1 protein-coding gene (cut by a window edge) is annotated in these 22,205 nt (G+C 67.9%); it reads left to right on the top strand.

All coding sequences use genetic code 11. The features are described 5' to 3' along the window. Nucleotides 1–22,205: the 3' portion of a non-ribosomal peptide synthase/polyketide synthase gene (locus AB0L63_RS03055; protein WP_364494015.1), read on the top strand. The gene continues 21,802 nt to the left of window position 1, outside the view; 22,205 of the gene's 44,007 nt are visible here — the last part of the coding sequence; its start codon lies beyond the left edge, outside the window; the stop codon is at nt 22,203–22,205.

Raw genomic sequence — 22,205 nt, 5'->3', positions numbered from 1 at the left:
GCGAATACTTCTTCGAGCTGGGCGAGCAGGCGACCGCGCGACTGACCGCACTCGCGGCCTCGCTCGGCGTCACCCCGAATACCGTGCTGCAGGTCGCCTGGGGCCTGTTGATCGGCCGGATGACCAGCCGTGACGATGTGCTGTTCGGCACCACGGTTTCCGGCCGTCCGGCCCAGCTGTCCGGCGTCGAATCGATGGTCGGCCTGTTCATCAACACCGTTCCGGTGCGGGTGCGCTTCGATCCGTCGGAATCGGTGGAGCAGTTGCTCACCCGGACCCAGGGCGAGCAAGCGGATCTGCTCGATCACCACTACGTCGGCTTGGCCGATATCCAGTCCGCCGCCGGTATCGGCGGCCTGTTCGACACGCTGGTGGTCTTCGAGTCCTACCCGGTCGATGCCGAGGGCATCCGGGCGCAGGCCGCCGATATCGATGGCATGGCCGTGGTCGACATGCAGGCCGCCGATGCCACGCACTATCCGCTGACCCTGATCGCGCAGCTGGACTCCCGGCTGCGGATTCGCGCGGGCTACCTGCGCGACCTGTTCGACGAGCCGACGGTGCGCCGCATCGCCGATCGACTGGTGCGGGTGCTCACCGCGATCACCACCGAGCCGGCCGCGCCCGTCGGGGATATCGAACTGCTCGACACCGCCGAGCGCGAGCTCGTGGTGTCCGGTTGGAACGACACCGCACACCAGGTGGATGCGGCGGCCACGCTGGTCTCGATGTTCGAGGCCCAGCTCGCCGCCACGCCGGACGCGACCGCGCTGACCTTCGAGGGGACGAGTCTGACCTACGCCGAGTTCGGCGCCCAGGTCTTCCGCCTCGCGCGCTGGCTCATCGAACGCGGTGTCGGCGCGGAATCGTATGTGGCCCTTGGTATGCGCCGTTCCATCGATCTGGTGGTCGGCATGTACGCGGTGACCGTGGCCGGTGGCGCGTATGTGCCGCTGGATCCGGACCATCCGGCCGAGCGCACGGAATACATTCTCGCCACCGCTGATCCGGTCTGTGTGCTGACCTCCGGTGACGACCTGAAGATCGATACCGCCCAGGTGCGCATCGATCTGCTCGACCTGTTCGGGCTGTCGGACGAGCCGGTGACCCAGACGGAACGGCGTGTGCCGCTGCGGCCGTCGAACACCGCGTACGTGATCTTCACCTCGGGTTCGACCGGTCGGCCGAAGGGTGTGGCGGTCAGCCACGCCGCGATCGTGAACCGTCTGGTGTGGATGCAGTCGGCCTACGGGCTGACCAGCGCCGACGCCGTATTGCAGAAGACGCCCGCCACCTTCGACGTTTCGGTGTGGGAGTTCTTCTGGCCGTTGCAGATCGGTGCGCGCATGGTCATCGCGAGGCCGGACGGGCATCGCGATCCGGCTTACCTCGCCGAGATCATTACCGCGGAGCGGGTCACCGTCACCCACTTCGTGCCGTCCATGCTGTCGGTCTTCGTCGCCGATGCCACTGCGGCACTGAGTGATCCGACGCGCGCGGTGCGTTGTGATTCGCTGCGGCTGGTATTCGCCTCCGGTGAGGCGCTACCGCCCAAGCCCGCGCATCGCCTGCGCGAACTGATCGGCGCGGCGCTGCACAACCTGTACGGCCCGACCGAGGCCGCGGTCGACGTCACCTTCCACGAGGTGGTCGCGACCGATACCGACACCGTGCCGATCGGTGCACCGGTCTTCAATACCCAGGTGTACGTGCTGGATTCGCGGTTGCGTCCGGTTCCGGTCGGTGTCGCGGGTGAGCTGTATCTCGCGGGCACCCAACTGGCGCGCGGTTATGTCGCGCGTCCGGATCTGACCAGTGATCGGTTCGTGGCGAACCCGTTCGCCACCGATGGCGCGCGCATGTACCGCACCGGCGACCTGGCGGCCTGGACGGCCGACGGTGAGCTGGATTACCTGGGCCGCACCGACTTCCAGGTGAAACTGCGCGGTCTGCGTATCGAACTCGGGGAGATCGAGTCGGCGCTGACCGCGCTGGACGAGATCGCCCAGGCCATCGTGGTGGTCCGCAGTGATCAGCACACCGGCGATCAGCTCGTCGCGTATGTCATCGCGACGCCGAACCTGCGCCTGGATATCGAGTCGGTGCGCGAGGATCTGGCGCGGCAGTTGCCCGCGTACATGGTCCCGTCGGTGGTCATCGTGCTCGATGCCTTCCCGCTCAACGCCTCCGGCAAGCTGGATCGAAAGGCATTGCCCGCACCGGTATTCGAGGCCGCGGTGTTCCGCGCGCCGACCACGCCGGTCGAGGAGATCATCGCGGCCACCTACGCCGATGTGCTCGGCCTGGAACGCGTCGGCCTCGACGACGACTTCTTCGCACTCGGCGGCAACTCGTTGAGCGCCACCCAGGTCGCCGCCCGGCTCTCGGCCGCACTGGATACCGATTTCGGTGTCCGCGAACTGTTCGAGGCGTCCACGGTGGCCGCCCTCGCGGCCCGCGCGGAGTTGCGGGCCGGTGCCGGTGCGCGCACGGCCCTGGTGCCACAGCAGCGCCCCGAGCGGGTGCCGCTGTCGCTGGCACAGCAGCGTATGTGGTTCCTCAACCGCTTCGATCCGGAATCGGCCGTGGACAATATCCCGGCCGCGGTGCGGCTGTCCGGTCTGCTCGACCGGCAGGCACTGCAGATCGCGGTCGCCGATGTGCTGGCCCGCCACGAATCGCTGCGCACCTTCTACCCGGAACAGGACGGCACCGCCTACCAGCAGACCGTCTCCACCGGCCGGGTGATCCCGGATCTGACGCCGATCGATGTCACCGAAGCCGAACTGCCGCAGCGCGTTGCGGAGGTCATCCTGACCGGCTTCGATGTCACCGCCGAAGTTCCGTTCCGGGCCAAGCTGTTCGAGATCAGCCCGACCGAACATGTGCTCGCCCTGGTGGTGCACCACATTTCGGCCGACGGCTTCTCGATGGGGCCGCTCACCCGCGATGTGATGACGGCCTACGCGGCCCGCGTCGAGGGCGGCGAGCCCGCCTGGCGGCCGCTCGAGGTGCAGTACGCCGACTTCGCGCTGTGGCAGCGGGCGGTGCTCGGCGCCGAATCCGATCCGGAATCGGTGATCTCGGCGCAGATCGAATTCTGGTCCGAGACCCTGCGCGGCCTGCCCGAACAGCTCGACCTGCCCGCCGACCGGCCGCGTCCGGCGGTGGCATCGGGTCGCGGTGCCACGCACGTCTTCGAGATCGATGCCGAAACCCACGGCAAACTCACCGAACTCGCGCGTACCCGGGGTACGACATTGTTCATGGTCGCGCACACCGCGCTGGCTGTGCTGCTGTCGCGGTTGTCCGGCGAGGAAGATATCGCGATCGGTACGCCCATCGCCGGACGTGGTGAGCGCGCGCTCGACGATCTCATCGGCATGTTCGTCAACACCCTGGTGTTGCGGACCCCGATCGACGGCACGGCCACCTTCACCGAACTGCTGCGCACCGTGCGCGCCATCGATATCGGCGCATTCGGACATGCCGACCTGCCGTTCGAGCGGCTGGTGGAGATCCTGAACCCGGCCCGTTCGCAGGCGCGGCATCCGCTGTTCCAGGTGATGCTGTCGTTCCAGAACACCGGCCAGAACAGTCTGGAGCTTCCGGGACTCACGGTCAGCGCGGTCGATCTACCGATCGATGTGGCCAAATTCGATCTGCAGCTGGTGCTTTCGGAGCAGACCGCGACCCCGATCACCGCCACCAACGGTGCCGGTACCACCGTCGCCCCATCGGGCATCGCCGCCGAATTGATCTACGCCACCGATCTTTTCGACGCCGACACGATGGCGGCGTTCGGACAGCGGTTCAACCGGCTGCTGCGAGCCGTCGCGACCGAACCGGATCGGGCCATCGGTGATATCGATCTGCTCGACGCGGACGAAGCCGAACTGGCACTGCGTGGTTGGAACGACACCGAGCGCGATCTCGCTGCGGTCGGCACACTGGTCGACGAATTCGCCCGGCAGGCGGCGGCGACGCCGGATGCGGTCGCGATCGTGGATCCGGCGACCGGAACCTCGCTGAACTACGCCGAATTCGGTGCCCGCGTGCACCGCTTGGCCCGCCGCCTCATCGCGGGCGGGGTCGGCCCGGAAAGCCTGGTGGCACTCGGTCTGCGGCGCTCGGTGGACCTCGTGGTCGCGGCCTACGCCGTGCACGAGGCCGGCGCCGGTTATGTGCCGCTCGATCTCGATCAGCCCGCGGAGCGGATCGGGTACGTGCTCGAGTCCGCGGCACCGGTCTGTGTACTGACCACTTCGCGTGACGACTTCGACGGCACCGGTCTGCCCACACTCGTCATCGATGATCTGGATTTGTCCGAGTACTCGGACGAGCCGGTCACCGATGCGGAGCGGACCGCGCCGCTGCGGCCGAGCAATCCGGCGTACGTCATCTTCACCTCCGGTTCGACCGGTCGGCCGAAGGGTGTGGCGCTGCCGCATGCCGCTGTCGTCAATCAGATCCGTTGGATCACCGGTGAATACGGCATCGGTGCCGATGACGTGGTGTTGTTCAAGACCCCGGCGACCTTCGACGTGTCGGTGTGGGAACTGTTCGGCCCGTTGTCGACCGGTGGTCGGATTGTGGTCGCGAGCCCGGACGGCCATCGCGACCCGCAGTACCTGGCCGAGGTGATCGCGGCCGAACGGGTCACCATGACCTCGTTCGTGCCCTCGATGCTCAGCGTCTTCGCGAGCAGTGTCGACGCGGCCGTGGGTCGCGACGCGCTGGCATCGCTGCGCGCACTCCTCATTGCCGGTGAGGCATTCACCGCCGATGCTGCGACCGCTATCCGCCGGGTCAGCTCGGCCGAGCTCTACAACCTGTACGGCCCGACCGAATTCACTGTCCACGCGACCCACGGCCCGGTGGCCGACCAGGTCGACGGCGCGGTGCCGATCGGCCTGCCGGTGTGGAATTCGCAGGCATACGTACTGGATTCGCGTTTGCACCCGGTCGCACCGGGTGTCGCGGGTGAGCTGTACTTGGCCGGTGCGCAGTTGGCGCGCGGCTACTTCGGTCGTGCCGATCTGACCGCGGATCGCTTCGTGGCCAACCCGTTCGACGCACCGGGCGCTCGCATGTACCGCACCGGTGACCTGGTGACCCGGGCCACCGACGGTGCCATCGAATACCGCGGCCGCACCGACTTCCAGGTCAAGCTGCGTGGTCTGCGCATCGAGCTGGGGGAGATCGAAACCGCCCTCACCGCACACGATTCGGTGGCCCAAGCCGTGGCACTGGTGCGTTCGGATGCCAGGACCGGTGATCAGCTGGTCGGCTACGTGGTGCCCGCGAATGGCGCCACCGTCGACATAGCTGAACTGCGTACGCACCTGACCGCGCAACTTCCGTCGTACATGGTCCCCACGGCGCTCATGGTGCTCGATGCCATGCCGCTGAACCCCAACGGCAAACTCGATCGCCGCGCGCTGCCCGAACCCGCCTTCGAGGCCAAGGAATTCCGCGCACCGTCCACCCCGATCGAAGAGATCGTGGCCGACACCTTCGCCGAGGTGCTGGGTCTGTTGACCGCGGACGGCGCGCGTCCGGTGGGCTTGGACGACGACTTCTTCGACCTCGGCGGCAACTCGCTGATCGCCACGCAGGTGGTCGCGCGCCTCGGCGCCGCACTCGACACCCGCATTCCGGTGCGGATGCTGTTCGAGGCGCCGAATGTCGCCGCGCTCGCCGCGCGGATGGAGGGGCAGCAGGGTAGCGGCCGACGTCGAGAACTGACGGCCGGACCACGGCCGGAACAGATTCCGCTGTCGCTGGCCCAGCAGCGGATGTGGTTCCTCAACCGCTTCGACAACCAGACCGCCGTCAACAACATTCCGCTGGCCGTCCGGCTCACCGGCGCACTCGACACCGATGCGCTGCGCATGGCCGTCACCGATGTGATGGACCGGCACGAGGTGCTGCGCACCGTCTACCCGGAGACCGCGGACGGTCACGGTGTGCAGGTCGTACTGCCCACCGGTCAGGTCCACCTCGACCTGACCCCGGTCGTGGTGTCCGAGACCGATATTCGCGCTCGCATCAGCGAGCTGGTGCTGACCGGCTTCGACGTGACCGCCGATGTTCCGGTGCGCGCCAAGCTGTTCCGGCTCGCGGCGCCGGCTGGAGCGGAGCCTGCGCAGCGACCAGACGACGCTGGAGCGGAGCCTGCGCAGCGACCAGACGACGCTGGAGCGGAGCCTGCGCAGCGACCAGAAGACACAGACGGCTCGATGTCAGGCACCCACGTGCTGGTCTTGGTGGTGCACCACATTTCCGGTGACGGCTGGTCGGTGCGTCCGCTGGCCCGCGATGTGATGGTCGCCTACGCGGCCCGCAACCGCGGCGAATCGCCTGCCTGGGCGCCGCTGCCGGTGCAGTACGCCGATTTCGCGCTCTGGCAGCGCGACACCCTCGGCTCCGAGGACGATCCGGAATCGCTGATCGCCCAGCAGGTCGCGTACTGGTCGCGGAATCTGGCCGGGCTGCCCGACCAGCTGGATCTGCCATCGGATCGTTCGCGTCCGGCCGTCGCGTCCAACCGCGGTGATGTCTACGAATTCGGCATCGACGCGCAGTTGCTGACCGAGCTCAACGCGCTGGCCCGCGCGAATGGCGCGAGCCTGTTCATGGTGGTGCACGCGGCGTTCGCTGCCCTGTTGTCGCGGTTGTCCGGCAGCGACGATATCGCCATCGGCACCGCGATCGCGGGTCGCGGTGAGGCCGTGCTCGACGATGCGATCGGCATGTTCGTCAATACCCTCGTGTTGCGCACGCCGGTCGATGCGGGTGCGTCCTTCACCGATGTGGTCGCGCGGGCACGGGAAACCGATCTGGCCGCCTTCGGCCACGCCGACCTGCCGTTCGAGCGCCTGGTCGACATCCTCAACCCGGCTCGTTCGCAGGCCCGGCATCCGCTGTTCCAGGTGATGCTGTCGTTCCAGAACACCGGTGAGGCGTCGTTCGAGCTCCCGGGTCTCGAGGTGGCCGGTGTGCCGCTCGACGTGGTGACCGCGAAGTTCGATCTGCACCTGAACCTCGCCGACCGGTTCGACGCGGCCGGGAACGCGGACGGTATGACCGCCGAATTCGCCTACGCGACCGATATGTTCGACGCGAAGACGATCGCCGGTGTCGCCAAGCGCCTGGTCCGCCTGCTGCATGCGGTGGTCGCGGATCCGGCCGTCGCGGTCGGTGATGTCGAGCTGCTCGATGTCGACGAGCGTCGCAAGGTGCTCGAAAAGTGGAACGAGACGGCCGCGGTCGTCGATGCTCAGGCCACGCTGGTCTCGATGTTCGAGAGGCAGGCGGCCCGGAGCCCGCAGGCGACCGCGCTGACGTTCGAGGGGACGAGTCTGTCCTACGGTGATTTCACCGCTCGGGTGAATCGTTTGGCCCGGCACCTGATTTCGCTGGGTGTCGGACCCGATTCGATGGTCGCGCTCGGCATGCGCCGGTCCTTCGAGCTGGTGATCGGCATGTACGCGGTGAGCGTGGCCGGTGGCGCGTATGTGCCGCTGGATCCGGATCATCCGGCCGACCGCACCCGGTACGTGCTCGACACCGCGCAGCCGGTCTGCGTGCTGACCACCGCCGCCGACGAGTTCGACGCGGGTACCACAACGGCGCTGGATATCGCGGCACTGGATCTCTCGGCATACCCCGCCGAGCCGCTGAGCGATGCGGAACGTCTTGCGCCGCTGCGGCCGTCGAATACCGCGTACGTGATCTTCACTTCGGGTTCGACCGGTCGGCCGAAGGGGGTCGCGGTCAGCCATGCCGCGATCGTCAACCGCCTGGTGTGGATGCAGGCCGAATACGGGCTGGATCGCGGCGATGTGGTGCTGCAGAAGACCCCCGCCACCTTCGATGTGTCGGTATGGGAATTCTGGTGGCCGCTGCAGGTCGGCGCGCGCCTGGTCATCGCGCGGCCGGACGGCCATCGCGATCCGGCCTACCTGGTGCGCACCATTGCCGACGAGCAGGTCACCACAGTGCACTTCGTGCCGTCCTTGCTGTCGGTCTTCGTGGCCGACGATCGGGTGGGCGAATGCTTCGACCTGCGTAATGTTTTCGCCTCCGGTGAGGCGCTGCCCGCGGTGACCGCACAGCGGTTGCGCGAGCTGACCGGTGTCTGGCTGCACAACCTGTACGGTCCGACCGAGGCCGCGGTCGACGTCACCTATCACGAGGTGACCGATGCCGATACCGTCTCGGTCCCGATCGGCGCTCCGGTGTTCAACACCCAGGTGTACGTGCTGGATTCGCGGCTGCACCCGGTTCCGGTCGGTGTCGCAGGTGAGCTGTACCTCGCGGGCGATCAGCTGGCGCGCGGCTATGTGGCGCGTCCGGATCTGACCGCGGATCGCTTCGTCGCCAACCCGTTCGGCACCGGCGCGCGGATGTACCGCACCGGTGACCTCGTCACCTGGACCGCCAGTGGTGAGTTGGAATACCTGGGCCGCACCGACTTCCAGGTGAAGCTGCGCGGTCTGCGTATCGAACTCGGCGAGATCGAATCGGCGCTCACCGCGCTGGAGCCGATCGCGCAGGCGGCCGTGGTGGTCCGCTCCGATGACCGCCTCGGCGATCAGCTGGTCGGCTATGTGATCGCGGCGGCGGATCGTGCGGTCGATATCGACCAGGTGCGTGCCGAACTCGCGGGTGAGCTGCCGGCGTACATGGTGCCGACGGCCTTCGTCGTCCTGGACGCGTTCCCGCTCAACGCCTCCGGCAAGCTGGATCGCAAGGCGCTGCCCGCGCCGGTGTTCGAGGCGAAGGTGTTCCGCGCACCGTCCACCCCGATCGAGGAGATCGTGGCGGGCGTCTTCAGCGATGTGCTCGGGGTCGCGCGCGTCGGCCTCGACGACGACTTCTTCGAACTCGGCGGCAACTCGCTGCTGGCCACCCAGGTGACCGCGCGCATCGGCGCGGCGCTGGATACCCAGCTCGCGGTCCGCGATCTGTTCGAGGCGTCGACCGTCGCCGCGCTGTCGGCCAAGGCCGAACACAATGCCGGATCCGGCCGCAGCCGGCCGCGGCTGGTCGCGGGGGAGCGCCCGGCCCGGGTGCCGCTCTCGCCCGCGCAGCAGCGGTACTGGTTCCTCAACCAGTTCGATACGACCACCTCGGCCGTGGACAATATTCCGCTCGCGGTGCGGTTGTCCGGCGCGCTGGATGTGGCGGCAATGGAGCAGGCGCTCGGCGACGTATTCGCCCGGCACGAGGTGCTGCGGACCACCTACCCGAGTTCGGCCAGTGGCCCGCACCAGGTGATCCTGCCCGCCGATCAGGCCACCCCGGAGCTGACCGTCATCGATATCTCGGAGTCGGACCTGGTGGGCACGGTGATCGAATTCGCGCTCACCACCTTCGATGTCACTGTGCAGGTGCCACTGAAGGTGGCCCTGTTCCGGCTCGCCGAGCAGGATCACGTACTGGCGTTCACGGTGCACCATGTCGCGGCCGATGGTTCGTCGATGGGTCCGCTGGCGCGCGATGTCATGGCGGCGTATGTGGCGCGGGCCCAGGGCGAGATCCCGCAGTGGCAGCCGCTGCCGGTGCAATACGCCGATTACGCGCTGTGGCAGCGTGCGGTGCTCGGCTCCGAGGAGGATCCGGAATCGCTCGCGGCACAGCAGGTCGCCTACTGGCAGTCCGCGCTCGCGGGTATGCCCGATCAGCTGGAGTTGCCCGCCGACCGGCCGCGCCCGCCAGCACAGTCGTTCCAGGGCAAGGCGATTCGTTTCGAGATCGCACCGGACAAGCACGCCAAGCTGCATGAGCTGGCGCGGGCCAATCACGCCTCGCTGTTCATGGTCGTGCACGCGGCGCTGGCCGTCCTGCTTGCGCGGCTTTCGGGTACCGACGACATCGCGGTCGGCACACCGATCGCGGGTCGCGGTGAACGTGAGCTCGACGATCTGATCGGTATGTTCGTCAACACCTTGGTGTTCCGTACGAACATCAAGCCCGGTGATACCTTCGCCGACCTGCTCGCCGATGTGCGCGAGCGGGACTTGGAGGCGTTCGCGAACGCCGATGTGCCGTTCGAGCGGTTGGTCGAGGTGCTCAACCCGGAGCGCTCGACCGCACGCAATCCGCTGTTCCAGGTGGGACTTTCGTTCCAGAACCTGGCCGAGACCACCTTTACGCTGCCCGGCCTGTCGGTCAGCGCGGTGAACTTCGATTCGCAGCTGGCCAAGACCGATCTGCACGTCACGCTGTACGACCGCTACGCCGAGGACGGCACGCCCGCCCAGATTCTCACCGAATTCGGTTATGCCATCGACCTGTTCGATGAGGCGACGGTGCAGGGCTTCGCCGACCGCTTCGTCTTGGTGCTCGATGCCGTATTGGCCGATCCGGATGTGCGGGTCGGCGAGATCGATCTGCTCTCACCCGCCGAGAACGCGCGAATTCTGGGCGGATGGAACGACACCGCGCATCCACTCGATATCGACGCCTCGACCACGCTGGTGTCGCTGTTGGACGCCACGGTGGCGGCGAGCCCGGATGCGGTGGCGCTGGTTGCCGACGACACGACGCTCACCTACGCCGAATTGGCTGCCAGGACCAACCGCCTTGCGCGCCACCTGATCACCCTCGGTGTGGGTGCCGAGGACCGAGTGGCGCTGGCCATCGGGCGCTCGGTGGATCTCGTCGTCGCCATGTACGCGGTGGCGAAATCGGGTGCGGCGTATGTGCCGATCGATCCCGATCAGCCCGCCGAGCGCACCGACTACATCCTGCGCACCGCGGCACCGGTCTGCGTGCTGACCACCGGCCGCGACGCTTTCGACAGCGCCGTGACCGAGGTGGTGTCGATCGACGAGCTGGATCTGTCCGGCGTCGCGGCCGGTGCGATCTCCGACGCTGAGCGGCTGCGTCCGCTGGCTGCGGCGAATACGGCGTATGTGATCTTCACGTCGGGCTCCACCGGCCAGCCGAAGGGCGTTGCGGTGCCGCATGCGGCGATCGTCAACCAGTTGCTGTGGAAGACCGCCGAATTCGGCCTCGGTGCCGATGACGCGGTGCTGCTCAAGACTGCGGCCACCTTCGACCTGTCGGTCTGGGAGTTCTGGTCGGCCGCCGTCTGCGGTGGTCGTCTGGTCATCGCCGACGCCGATGGTCATCGCGATCCCGCCTACCTCAACGATCTGATGCGTTCCACCGGCGTCACGACACTGCATGTGGTGCCGTCGATGCTCGACGCGCTGCTCACCGAATCCGGTCGCCACCTGCCGCCGTCGTTGCGGCGGGTGCTGGCGATCGGTGAGGCGCTGCCCGCGATGACCGCACAGCGCTTCCGGCTGGACAACGCGGCCGAGCTGTTCAACCTGTACGGCCCCACCGAGGCCGCGGTGTCGATCACCGCGCACACCGTCACCGATGCCGACACCGTGTCGGTGCCGATCGGTGGCCCGGAGTGGAACAGCCAGGTGTACGTGCTGGATTCGCGGCTGCGTCCGGTTCCGGTCGGTGTCTCCGGTGAGTTGTATCTGGCCGGTGCGCAATTGGCGCGCGGGTACTTCGGACGCGTGGATCTGACCGCGGATCGCTTCGTGGCCAACCCGTTCGGCGCGGGCGCCCGGATGTACCGGACTGGTGACCTGGTGGCCTGGAATGCCGCCGGTGAGCTGGAGTACCGCGGCCGCACCGACTTCCAGGTGAAGATCCGCGGCTTCCGGATCGAGCTCGGTGAGATCGAGGCGGCCCTGTTGCGGCAGCCCGAGGTTTCGGCCACGGCGGTGCTCGCACACACCGACCCGAATCTGGGTGACCGGCTGGTCGCCTATGTGGTGACCCGATCCGGTGAACTCGACAACGGGCAGCTGCAATCGGCATTGGCCGCCGAGTTGCCGTCCTACATGGTGCCGACGGTCTTTATCGCGCTCGATGTGCTGCCGTTGAACGCGAACGGCAAGCTGGATCGCAAGGCGCTGCCGGAGCCCACCTTCGAGAAGGCGGTCTTCCGCGCGCCGGTCACCCCGATCGAGGAGATCGTCGCGAACACCTTCGCCGAGGTGCTGCACCTCGGTTCCGGAGCGCATGCGCGCCAGCTCGGCCTGGATGACGACTTCTTCGCGTGGGGCGGCAACTCGCTGCTCGCGACCCAGGTCGCGGCCCGCCTCGGCGCGGCACTGAACACCCGTGTCCCGGTGCGGCTGCTGTTCGAGGCGCCGACTGTCGGCGCACTGGCCATCCGGGTCGAGCAGCAGGCCGACGGGCATGGGCGGCACGCCCTGGTCGCCGGTCCACGGCCGGAACAGATTCCGCTGTCGCTGGCCCAGCAGCGGATGTGGTTCCTCAACCGCTTCGACACCCAGTCCGCGGCCTACAACGTCCCGATCGCGGTGCGACTGACCGGCGCGCTCGATGTGGACGCACTGCGCGCCGCGATCACGGATCTGGTGCGTAGGCACGAGGTCTTGCGCACCATCTACCCGGAGACCGAATCGGGACCGGTGCAGCTGATTCTGCCGGTGGGACAGGCGATTCCGGAGCTGGACATCCGGACGGTCACCCCCGATCAGGTCGAATCCGCCGTGGTCGAGTTGATTTCGGCGCCGTTCGACGTCACCGCCGAGGTGCCGGTGCGGGTGCGGTTGTTCGAGATCGAAACCGAGAGTTCGGCTCCCGAGTTCGTGATCGCGATGGTCGTGCATCACATCGCCGGTGACGGCTCCTCGATGGGACCGCTGACGCGCGATCTGATGACGGCGTACGCGGCGCGCTCGGCGGGTGTCGCACCCAACTGGGCGCCACTGGCGGTCCAGTACGCGGATTACAGCATTTGGCAGCGCGAGCTGCTCGGCAACGAGGACGATCCGGATTCGCTGATGTCCAAGCAGGTCGCCTACTGGCGGACCGCGCTGGCCGAGCTGCCGGAGCAGTTGGACCTGCCCGCGGATCGTCCGCGGCCCGCGGTGCAGTCCTTCGCCGGTGGCACCGTCGCGGTGCGCATAGACGCCGATACCCACCGCGGTCTCGGCGAGGTGGCGCAGGCCGAGGGCGCGACGCTGTTCATGGTGGTGCACACGGCGCTGGCCGTCCTGCTGTCGCGGTTGTCCGGCACGCAGGACATCGCGATCGGTACGCCGATGGCGGGCCGAGGTGAGGCCGCGCTGAACGATCTGATCGGCACATTCATCAATACGTTGGTGTTCCGGACCCGACTGGATTCGGCCGAGCCGTTCACGGATCTGCTCAGGCGGCAGCGCGAAACCGATATCCAGGCGTTCGCGCATGCGGATGTGCCGTTCGAGCGGTTGGTCGAGGTGCTGAACCCGGTGCGGTCGCAGGCGCGGCATCCGCTGTTCCAGGTGGGTCTGTCGTTCCAGAACCTGGCCCAGACCACCTTGGAATTGCCGGATCTCACGGTCTCCGCCGTGGAGTTCGATACCCGCCTGTCGCAGTTCGATCTGCACCTGATCCTCACCGACCTGTACGACGAGTCCGGTGCTCCGGCGGGCATCAGCGGCATATTCACCTACGCCACCGACCTGTTCGACCGAAGCACGGTCGAAGGGTTCGCGGACCGGTTCACCAGGCTGCTCGGCGAGATCATCACCGCGCCGCGCACGGTGGTAGGCGAGCTCGAGCTGCTCACTCCGGTGGAGCGGGAACGGATGCTGGCCGGCTGGAACGCCACCACGCGTCCGGTGGTGCCCGAGCTGCTGCTCGACGGGTACCGGCGCGCCGCCGCGACGCGTCCGGATGCCGTCGCGGTGGTGTACGAGGGCGCTGAACTCACCTACCGCGAATTCGACGAACGGGTGAACAAGCTTGCCCGCCTGTTGATTTCGCGGGGTGTCGGTGCCGAGTCGCTGGTCGGTCTCGCCGTTCGGCGCTCGCTCGATCTGGTCGTCGGCATGTACGCGATCGTCGCGGCCGGTGGCGCGTATGTACCGCTGGATCCAGATCATCCGGCGGAGCGAATCGCGCACATCCTGGATACCGCCCAGCCCGCGTGCGTGGTCACCACCGCGGCCGACGCGGTGCCGGTCCCGGCGGACATCCCGGTGCTCGAACTGGATTCGCTGGAGCTGGACGGGTTCTCGTCCGCGCCGATCGAACCCGGTGAGCTGCTGCGCCCGGTCACCGAGGACAACCCGGCTTATGTCATCTTCACCTCGGGTTCGACCGGTCGTCCGAAGGGCGTCGCGGTATCGCACGGGGCGATCAACAACCAGATCGAATGGATGCTCGCGGAGTACCCGCTCGGCCCGGATGACGTGTACTTGCAGAAGACCGCGACCACGTTCGATGTGTCGCTGTGGGGCTACTTCATGCCACTGCGCGCGGGCGCGAAGCTGGTGGTCGCCACCCACGACGGCCATCGTGACCCGGTCTACGTGGCGGATGCGATCGCCGCGCACGGGGTTACGGTCACCGACTTCGTGCCGTCCATGCTGACGGTGTTCGCCGCACAGCTGGCAGCAGGCTCCTGCCCGACCCTGCGGGACGTATTCGTGATCGGTGAGGCGCTGCCGCCGGAAACGGTGACCGCGTGGCGGGCCGTTTCGGACGCGGTACTGCACAACCTGTACGGGCCGACGGAGGCTGCGGTGTCGGTGACCTACTGGCCCGCGCGCGATACCGATGTGCGTACCGTGCCGATCGGCTTGCCGCAGTGGAACACTCAGGTGTTCGTCTTGGATTCGCGGCTGCGGCCGGTGCCCGCCGGCGTCGCCGGTGAGCTGTACCTGGCCGGTGATCAGCTGGCCCGCGGTTACGTCGCGCGCCCGGATCTGACCTCGGATCGCTTCGTGGCCAACCCGTTCGCGCCCGGCGAGCGGATGTACCGCACCGGCGACCTGGTGGTATGGCGTGCTCCCGCGGGTGCGGGTCAGCGCCTGGAATACCTGGGGCGCACCGACTTCCAGGTGAAGTTCCGCGGTCAGCGGATCGAGCTCGGCGAGATCGAGACGGCGCTGCTGGCACATGCCGCGGTGAGCCAGGCGGTGGCGCTGGTGGCCGCCTCGACGCTGGGTGATCAGTTGGTCGCGTACGTGGTCCCGGCCCCGGGACAGTCGACCGACCAGCGGGAGCTGCTGGCCGCGGTATCGGATGCGCTTCCGGCATACATGGTTCCGGCGGCCATCGTCGTGCTCGACGCCTTCCCGCTGAATTCGAGCGGCAAGCTCGACCGCAAGGCGCTGCCCGAACCGAGCTTCACCAGTCGCGAATTCCGTGCCCCGGCAACGCCGGTGGAGGAGATCGTGGCGGGCGTCTTCGGCGATGTGCTCGGTATCGAGCGTGTCGGTGCCGACGACGACTTCTTCGCGCTCGGCGGCAACTCGCTGGTCGCCACCCAGGTGGTCGGCCGGTTGAGCGCCGCGATCGGTGGGCGGGTGCCGGTGCGCGCGCTGTTCGAGGCGCCCACCGTGGCGGCCCTCGCGGTGAAGCTGGAGCAGCTGTCCGGTGTCGGCGAGCGGCGGGCGCTGGTCGCCGCCGCGCGGCCGGATCCGGTGCCGTTGTCGCTGGCGCAGCAGCGGATGTGGTTCCTGAACCGTTTCGACACCGAGTCGGCGGCCTACAACCTGCCCATCGCGGTCCGGCTGACCGGTGCGCTGGATGTCGATGCGCTGCGGGCGGCGATGGCGGATCTGGTCGGCAGGCACGAGATTCTGCGGACGGTGTACCCGGAGACCGCAGGTGCCCCGGCGCAGGTGATTCTGCCGGCGGCGCAGGCCGTTCCGCCGCTGGAGCTGCGGCCGATCGCGGCCGCCGAGCTGGAATCCACGGTGATCGCGGTGATGGCGGCGCCGTTCGACGTCACCACCGAGGTGCCGGTGCGGGTCGAGCTGTTCCAGGTGATGGACGCACCCGCCGCTGTGCCGTCGGATCCTTCCGCAGGCTCCGCTCCTGCCCCAGCCGAGTTCGTGCTGGTGCTCGTTGTGCACCACATCGCGGGTGACGGTTCGTCGATGGGCCCGTTGACCCGGGATCTGATGACGGCGTACGCGGCCCGCTCGGTCGGCGAATCCCCGACGTGGGCGCCGCTGCCGGTGCAGTACGCGGACTACGCCATCTGGCAGCGCGAGCTGCTCGGCAGCGAGGACGATCCGGAGTCGTTGGCGGCCAAGCAGATCGCCTACTGGCGGTCGGCATTGGCGGATGTGCCGGATCAGCTGGATCTGCCCTCGGATCGTCCGCGTCCAGCCGTGCAGTCCTTCACCGGCGGCAAGGTCGAGCTGAGCATCGACGCGGAAACCCATCGTGCGCTGGTCGGTCTGGCCCGCGCCGAGGGCGCGACGTTGTTCATGGTGGTGCACACCGCGTTCGCGGTACTGCTCTCGCGGCTCTCGGGCACCGATGACATCGCGATCGGCACCCCGATGGCCGGCCGTGGTGAGGCCGCACTCGACGATCTGATCGGCATGTTCGTGAATACCTTGGTATTCCGTACCCAGCTGGATCGCGACGAGCCGTTCACCGAGCTGCTCGGCCGGCAGCGCGAAACGGATATCCAGGCGTTCGCGCATGCGGATGTGCCGTTCGAGCGGTTGGTCGAGGTGCTGAACCCGGTGCGGTCGCAGGCGCGGCATCCGCTGTTCCAGGTGGGTCTGTCGTTCCAGAACCTGGCGCGGACCAGACTGGAACTGCCCGGACTCACGGTGGCCGGATTCGATATCGACACCCAGTTGTCGCAGTTCGATCTGCATCTGATCGTGGCGGACAGCTACGACGAGGATGGCATTGCGTCCGGTATCGGCGGGTACTTCACCTACGCGACTGACCTGTTCGACTCCGATACCGTCCGTGGGTTCGCCGATCGCTTTGCCCGCGTGCTCACGGAGATCATCGCGGCGCCGCGCACCGCGGTCGGCGATCTCGAGATCATGGCCGCCGACGAACGCCGCGCACTGGTCTCCGGCCGGAATGCGACAGCGCACCAGGTGGACTCGTCCGCGACGCTGGCGTCGCTGCTGGATCGAACCGTTGCGGCCACGCCCGACGCGGTGGCGCTGGTCGGCGACGACGGCACCGCCGTCGCCTATGGCGAGCTCGCTGCTCGGGTGAATCAGCTTGCCCGGCACCTGATTTCGCTGGGTGTCGGACCGGAAGCGCGAGTGGCGCTCGCGCTGCGCCGCTCGGTGGACCTGGTGGTCGCGATGTACGCGGTGACCCAGGCCGGTGGCGCGTACGTGCCGCTGGATCCGGATCAGGTGGGTGAGCGGACCGACTACATTCTCGAGACCGCTCGGCCACTGTGTGTGGTGACCAACGCTGACACCGATTTCCAGACCTCGGTGACCGAGGTGGTCCGGATGGACGCACTCGCGGATGTCGCGGACGCGCCGATCACGGATGCGGAGCGGATCGCGCCATTGCACGCGGCGAATACGGCGTACGTGATCTTCACCTCCGGTTCGACCGGCCGCCCCAAGGGCGTCGCGGTGCCGCATGCGGCCATTGTCAACCAGTTGCTGTGGAAGACTGCCGAATTCGGCCTCGGCGCCGCGGACGCGGTACTGCTGAAGACGGCCGCGACGTTCGACCTGTCGTTGTGGGAGTTCTGGTCGGCGGCGGTTTCCGGTGGCCGACTGGTCATCGCGTCCGCCGACGGGCATCGCGATCCGTCCTACCTCAACAGGCTGATGCGTGATGCCGCCGTCACCACCTTGCATGTGGTGCCGTCGATGTTGGATGCCCTGCTGACCGAATCGGACGGGCAGCTGCCCGAGTCGTTGCGCCGGGTGCTCGCCATCGGTGAGGCGCTGCCCGCGGCGACGGCGCAGCGGTTCCGGGAGTCGAACGCGGCCACCCTGTTCAACCTCTACGGCCCGACCGAGGCCGCGGTCTCGATCACCAACCACGAGGTGACCGATGCGGATACCGTCTCGGTGTCGATCGGTGCCCCGGAGTGGAACAGCCGTGTCTATGTGCTGGATGCGCGGTTGCGTCCGGTGCCGGTGGGTGTTTCGGGTGAGTTGTATTTGGCCGGTGCGCAATTGGCGCGCGGTTACTTCGGGCGGGTCGATCTGACCGCGGAGCGGTTCGTGGCCGACCCGTTCGAATCCGGTGCTCGGATGTACCGCACCGGTGACCTGGTGGCCTGGAATGCCGCCGGTGAACTGGAGTACCGCGGCCGCACCGACTTCCAGGTGAAGATCCGCGGCTTCCGGATCGAACTGGGCGAGATCGAGGCGGCCTTGCTGCGGCAGGCCGCGATCACCTCGGCCGCGGTGCTCGCGCATACCGACCCGACGCTCGGTGACCGACTGGTCGCCTATGTGGTTTCGGCCACCGGCGAGCTCGATAAGCCCGCGCTGCAATCGGCGTTGGCCGCCGAGTTGCCGTCGTACATGGTGCCGAGCGTCTTCCTGGAGCTCGAGGCCCTGCCGCTCAATGCGAACGGCAAGCTCGATCGAAAGGCGTTGCCGGAGCCCACCTTCGAACATGCCGCATTCCGCGCGCCGGTCTCCCCGGTCGAGCAGATCGTGGCCGGTGTGTTCGCCGATGTGCTCGGCATCGAACGGATCGGCGCCGACGACGACTTCTTCGCACTCGGCGGTAACAGCATCCTGTCGATCCAGCTGGTATCGCGGGCGAAAGCACTCGGTGTGGTGTTCTCCGTGCGCGACGTCTTCGACCGGCGCAGCGTCGCCGGACTCGCCGCGATCGCCACCTCGACCGCCGATCTGCGGCAGGCGACCGTGGCCGAACTGCCAGGCGGTGGCATCGGCGAGATCCCGCTGCCGCCGAGCATCGCGGCGGTGCTGGCGAACGGCACGGCGTACCAGCGCTTCTCCTACGAGACGGCGGTGGCACTGCCGAGCGAACTCGATGGGGATCGGCTGCGTGCGGCGATCGCCGCCCTGGTCGACCGGCATGATGCGCTGCGCACACGCTTGCGCCCGGCGGGCGAGGGCTGGGAATTCGAAGCGCTGGAGCGCGGTGCCATCGATATCGATGCGCTGGTGCACGAGGTCGCCTTCGATACCACCCTCGACGAGGACTACGGCTATGACGAGCTCATGCGGCTCGCCGATAACGAACGCGCGGCCGCGGCGGATCGCCTCGATCCGGCCAACGGTGTGCTCGCACAGTTCGTGCGCTGTACGGCTGACCGCCTCGACGGCGGCAACTTCCTGCTCGTCGTGGTGCACGGCTTCGCGGCCGATCCGAAGTCCCTCGGCATCCTGGCCGGCGATCTGCTCGCCCTGATCGCCGACGACCAGGTCGCCCTGCCGGAGGTCGGTACCTCGCTGCGGCGCTGGGCCTACGGCCTGACCGAGCAGGCGAGTGGCCGCACCGCCGAACTGCCGTTCTGGCAAGAGGTTGCGGCCACATCTGAGCCGCTGCTCGGTGCGCGGGCCTTCGATCCGGCGTTGGATACCGTCGCCACCACGCGACGGGTTCGCGTCGAGGTGCCCGCGGAGATCTCCGAGGTACTGCTCACCACGGTTCCGACCCGATTCCACGGCGGCGTGCCGGACGGGCTGCTGTCGGCATTGGCCATGGCGCTGCTGCGCTGGCGCGGTGCACAGCACGGATCGGAAGTGCTGATCCGGCTCGACGGTGACGGAAGGGTGGCGGTCCCCGGTGCCGAATTGTCGCGCACCGTGGGTGCTTTCACCGCCGTCTACCCGGCCCGGCTCATGCTGGGCGGGATCGATCTGGCCGACGCGTTCGACGGCGGCGATGCCGCCGGTTCGGTCATCAAGTCGGTGAAGGAACAGCTGCGCGCGGTGCCGGATCAGGGCGTCGGCCACGGGCTGCTGCAACTGCCGCCGGCAGGTCAGGTCGGCTTCCGGTACCAGGAAGTGGCGGTCAAGACCGAGCGGGATGCCGCGATGCCCGCGAACGGGGCGCTCGATATCGCGGTGACCGTCGGCACCGAGGAAGATGGTCCACGGCTGCTGGCCACCTTCGAGTTCCCGGTCGGTCTGCTGTCCCCGGAGCAGGTGCAGGAGTTGGCGGACCTGTGGGTCGGCGCGCTCACCGCGCTTGCCGTGCACGCGCGGCGGCCGGATGCCGGTGGTCATACGCCGTCGGATCTGCCGCTGGTGCAGGTCGGCCAGGCCGATATCGATCTGTGGGAACGGACCTACCCGGGCCTCGATGATGTCTGGCCTGTCTCGCCGCTGCAGTCCGGTCTGCTCTTCCACGCGCTGATGACCTCGGCCACCCTGGACATCTACACCATCCAGGCCGTGGTGCGGCTGGCCGGAACGGTGGATGTGGCGCGGCTGAACGCGGCCGCGCAGGCGATCCTGGATCGGTACCCGAATCTGCGCACCGCATTCGTCACCGACTCCACCGGTCAGGTCCGGCAGGTCGTGCTCGATCGGGTCGAAGTGCCTTGGCGCGTCGTGGATCTCACCGAACTGCCGGAGGCGGAGCGGGACGCGGAACTGCGTCGCCGGATCGAGGCGGACCATGCGGAACGCTTCGATATGTCCACCCCGCCGCTGGTGCGCTACACGCTGTTGCGCACCGCGGCCGAGCAATGGTCACTGGCGATCACCACGCATCACGTACTGCTCGACGGCTGGTCGATGCCGCTGCTGATGCGGGATCTGTTGGTGCTCTACGCGACTCGTGGTGATCAGTCGGCACTGCCGCAGGTCTCCTCATACCGGGACTTCCTGGACTGGCTCGCCACGCGCGACGAGGACGCGTCGTTGCGGGTCTGGGCCGAGGCCTTCGACGGCGCGACCGAACCGACCGAATTGGCCGTGCCCGCCCGGACGGCCGAGACCTACGAGACCGCGAAACTGATCACCCGGATCGACGTCGACCGCACCCGTCAGCTGACCAAGCACTGCGCCGGACTCGGCATTACGGTCAACACCCTGGTGCAGGCGGCCTGGGGCATCCTGCTCGGCAGGCTCACCGGCCGCGCCGATGTGGTGTTCGGCGCCACGGTGTCGGGTCGGCCCGCCGAACTGACCGGCGTGGAGTCGATGGTTGGTCTGTTCATCAATACGCTTCCGGTGCGGGTGCGTATCGATGACCGCGCGGCCATCGGCGATCAGCTCGAGCGGTTGCAGCGCGACCAGGCCGACCTGCTCGATCACCACTACGTCGGCCTCGCCGATATCCAGCGGGCCGCCGGAATCGCCTCGCACTTCGACACCCTGTTGGTGTTCGAGTCGTACCCGATCGATCGGGAGGCGATCGCCGCGGCGAGTTCGATCGATGGCATGTCGGTGACCGATGTCGGTGTGGACAGCGCGACGCACTACCCGCTCACCCTGCAGGTGACCGCGGAGTCCACGCTCGAGTTCACCCTCGAGTACCTCATCAACCGGTTCACCGCCGATGAGGTGGAAACCCTGTCCACCAGGCTGATCCGGGTACTGGACGCACTGATCGGCGATCCCGCCGGGCTGGTCGGCGATATCGATATCCTCGATGCCGGTGAGCGGGCTCAACTGCTCGTGGAATCCGGTATCGGGGCCGCGGCGCCCGTGTTGGAACCGGTGGGCCGGGTCGGGGCACGCACGGTGTCGCGGGTGCTCGCCGAGGTGGTCGAGGCGGATCCCGAGGCACCCGCGCTGCTGGTGGACGGCGACGAAATTGCCTACCACGTGCTGGATCGCCGTTCCTCGCAACTGGCCCGGGTGCTCATCGCACACGGTGTCGGACCCGGCGACGTGGTGGCCCAGGCGCTGCCGCGTTCGGTGGATGCGGTGGTCGCGGTCTGGGCCATCCAGAAGGCCGGTGCCGCCTGCCTGTTCGCCGGTGATCTGACCACCGCCGAAATGGTCACCGCCGGAGCCATTTTCGGTATCACGCTGGAACCGGTCGATGGCCCGATCAACTGGCTGGTGCCGAGCGATCCGGCGGTGCAGGCCGAATTAACCGCCGCCCCGGTGCATCCGGTCTCCTACGCGGATCGGGTGCGCCCGCTCGGCGAGGAACACCCGGCCTTCGTGGTCCTCGCGGCCGACGGCACGGCACGCGCCTTCAGTCAGACCGAGGCGCTCGAACAGGCCGAGCGGGTGCGCTCGGAATACGACATCGATTACGAGTCGACGACATTCACCACCGCCGTCTCGGGTCGAGTCGCACTCCTGGAGTGCATGGCGGCGGCCATCGCCGGTGCGTTGTCGGTGCTGCCCGGCGCGGACGAGATCGCGGATGATCTGGCCGACGGCGAGGTCAGCCACTGGTTCGTCGCTGTGGACGAGCCAACCGACGCGGCGGACGAGAACGTGCGGATCGTGGTCGTCGAGTAG

This window comes from Nocardia sp. NPDC051990, from assembly GCF_040680755.1.
Lineage (GTDB): Bacteria > Actinomycetota > Actinomycetes > Mycobacteriales > Mycobacteriaceae > Nocardia.
This window is presented reverse-complemented; position numbering and strand designations above follow the sequence as displayed.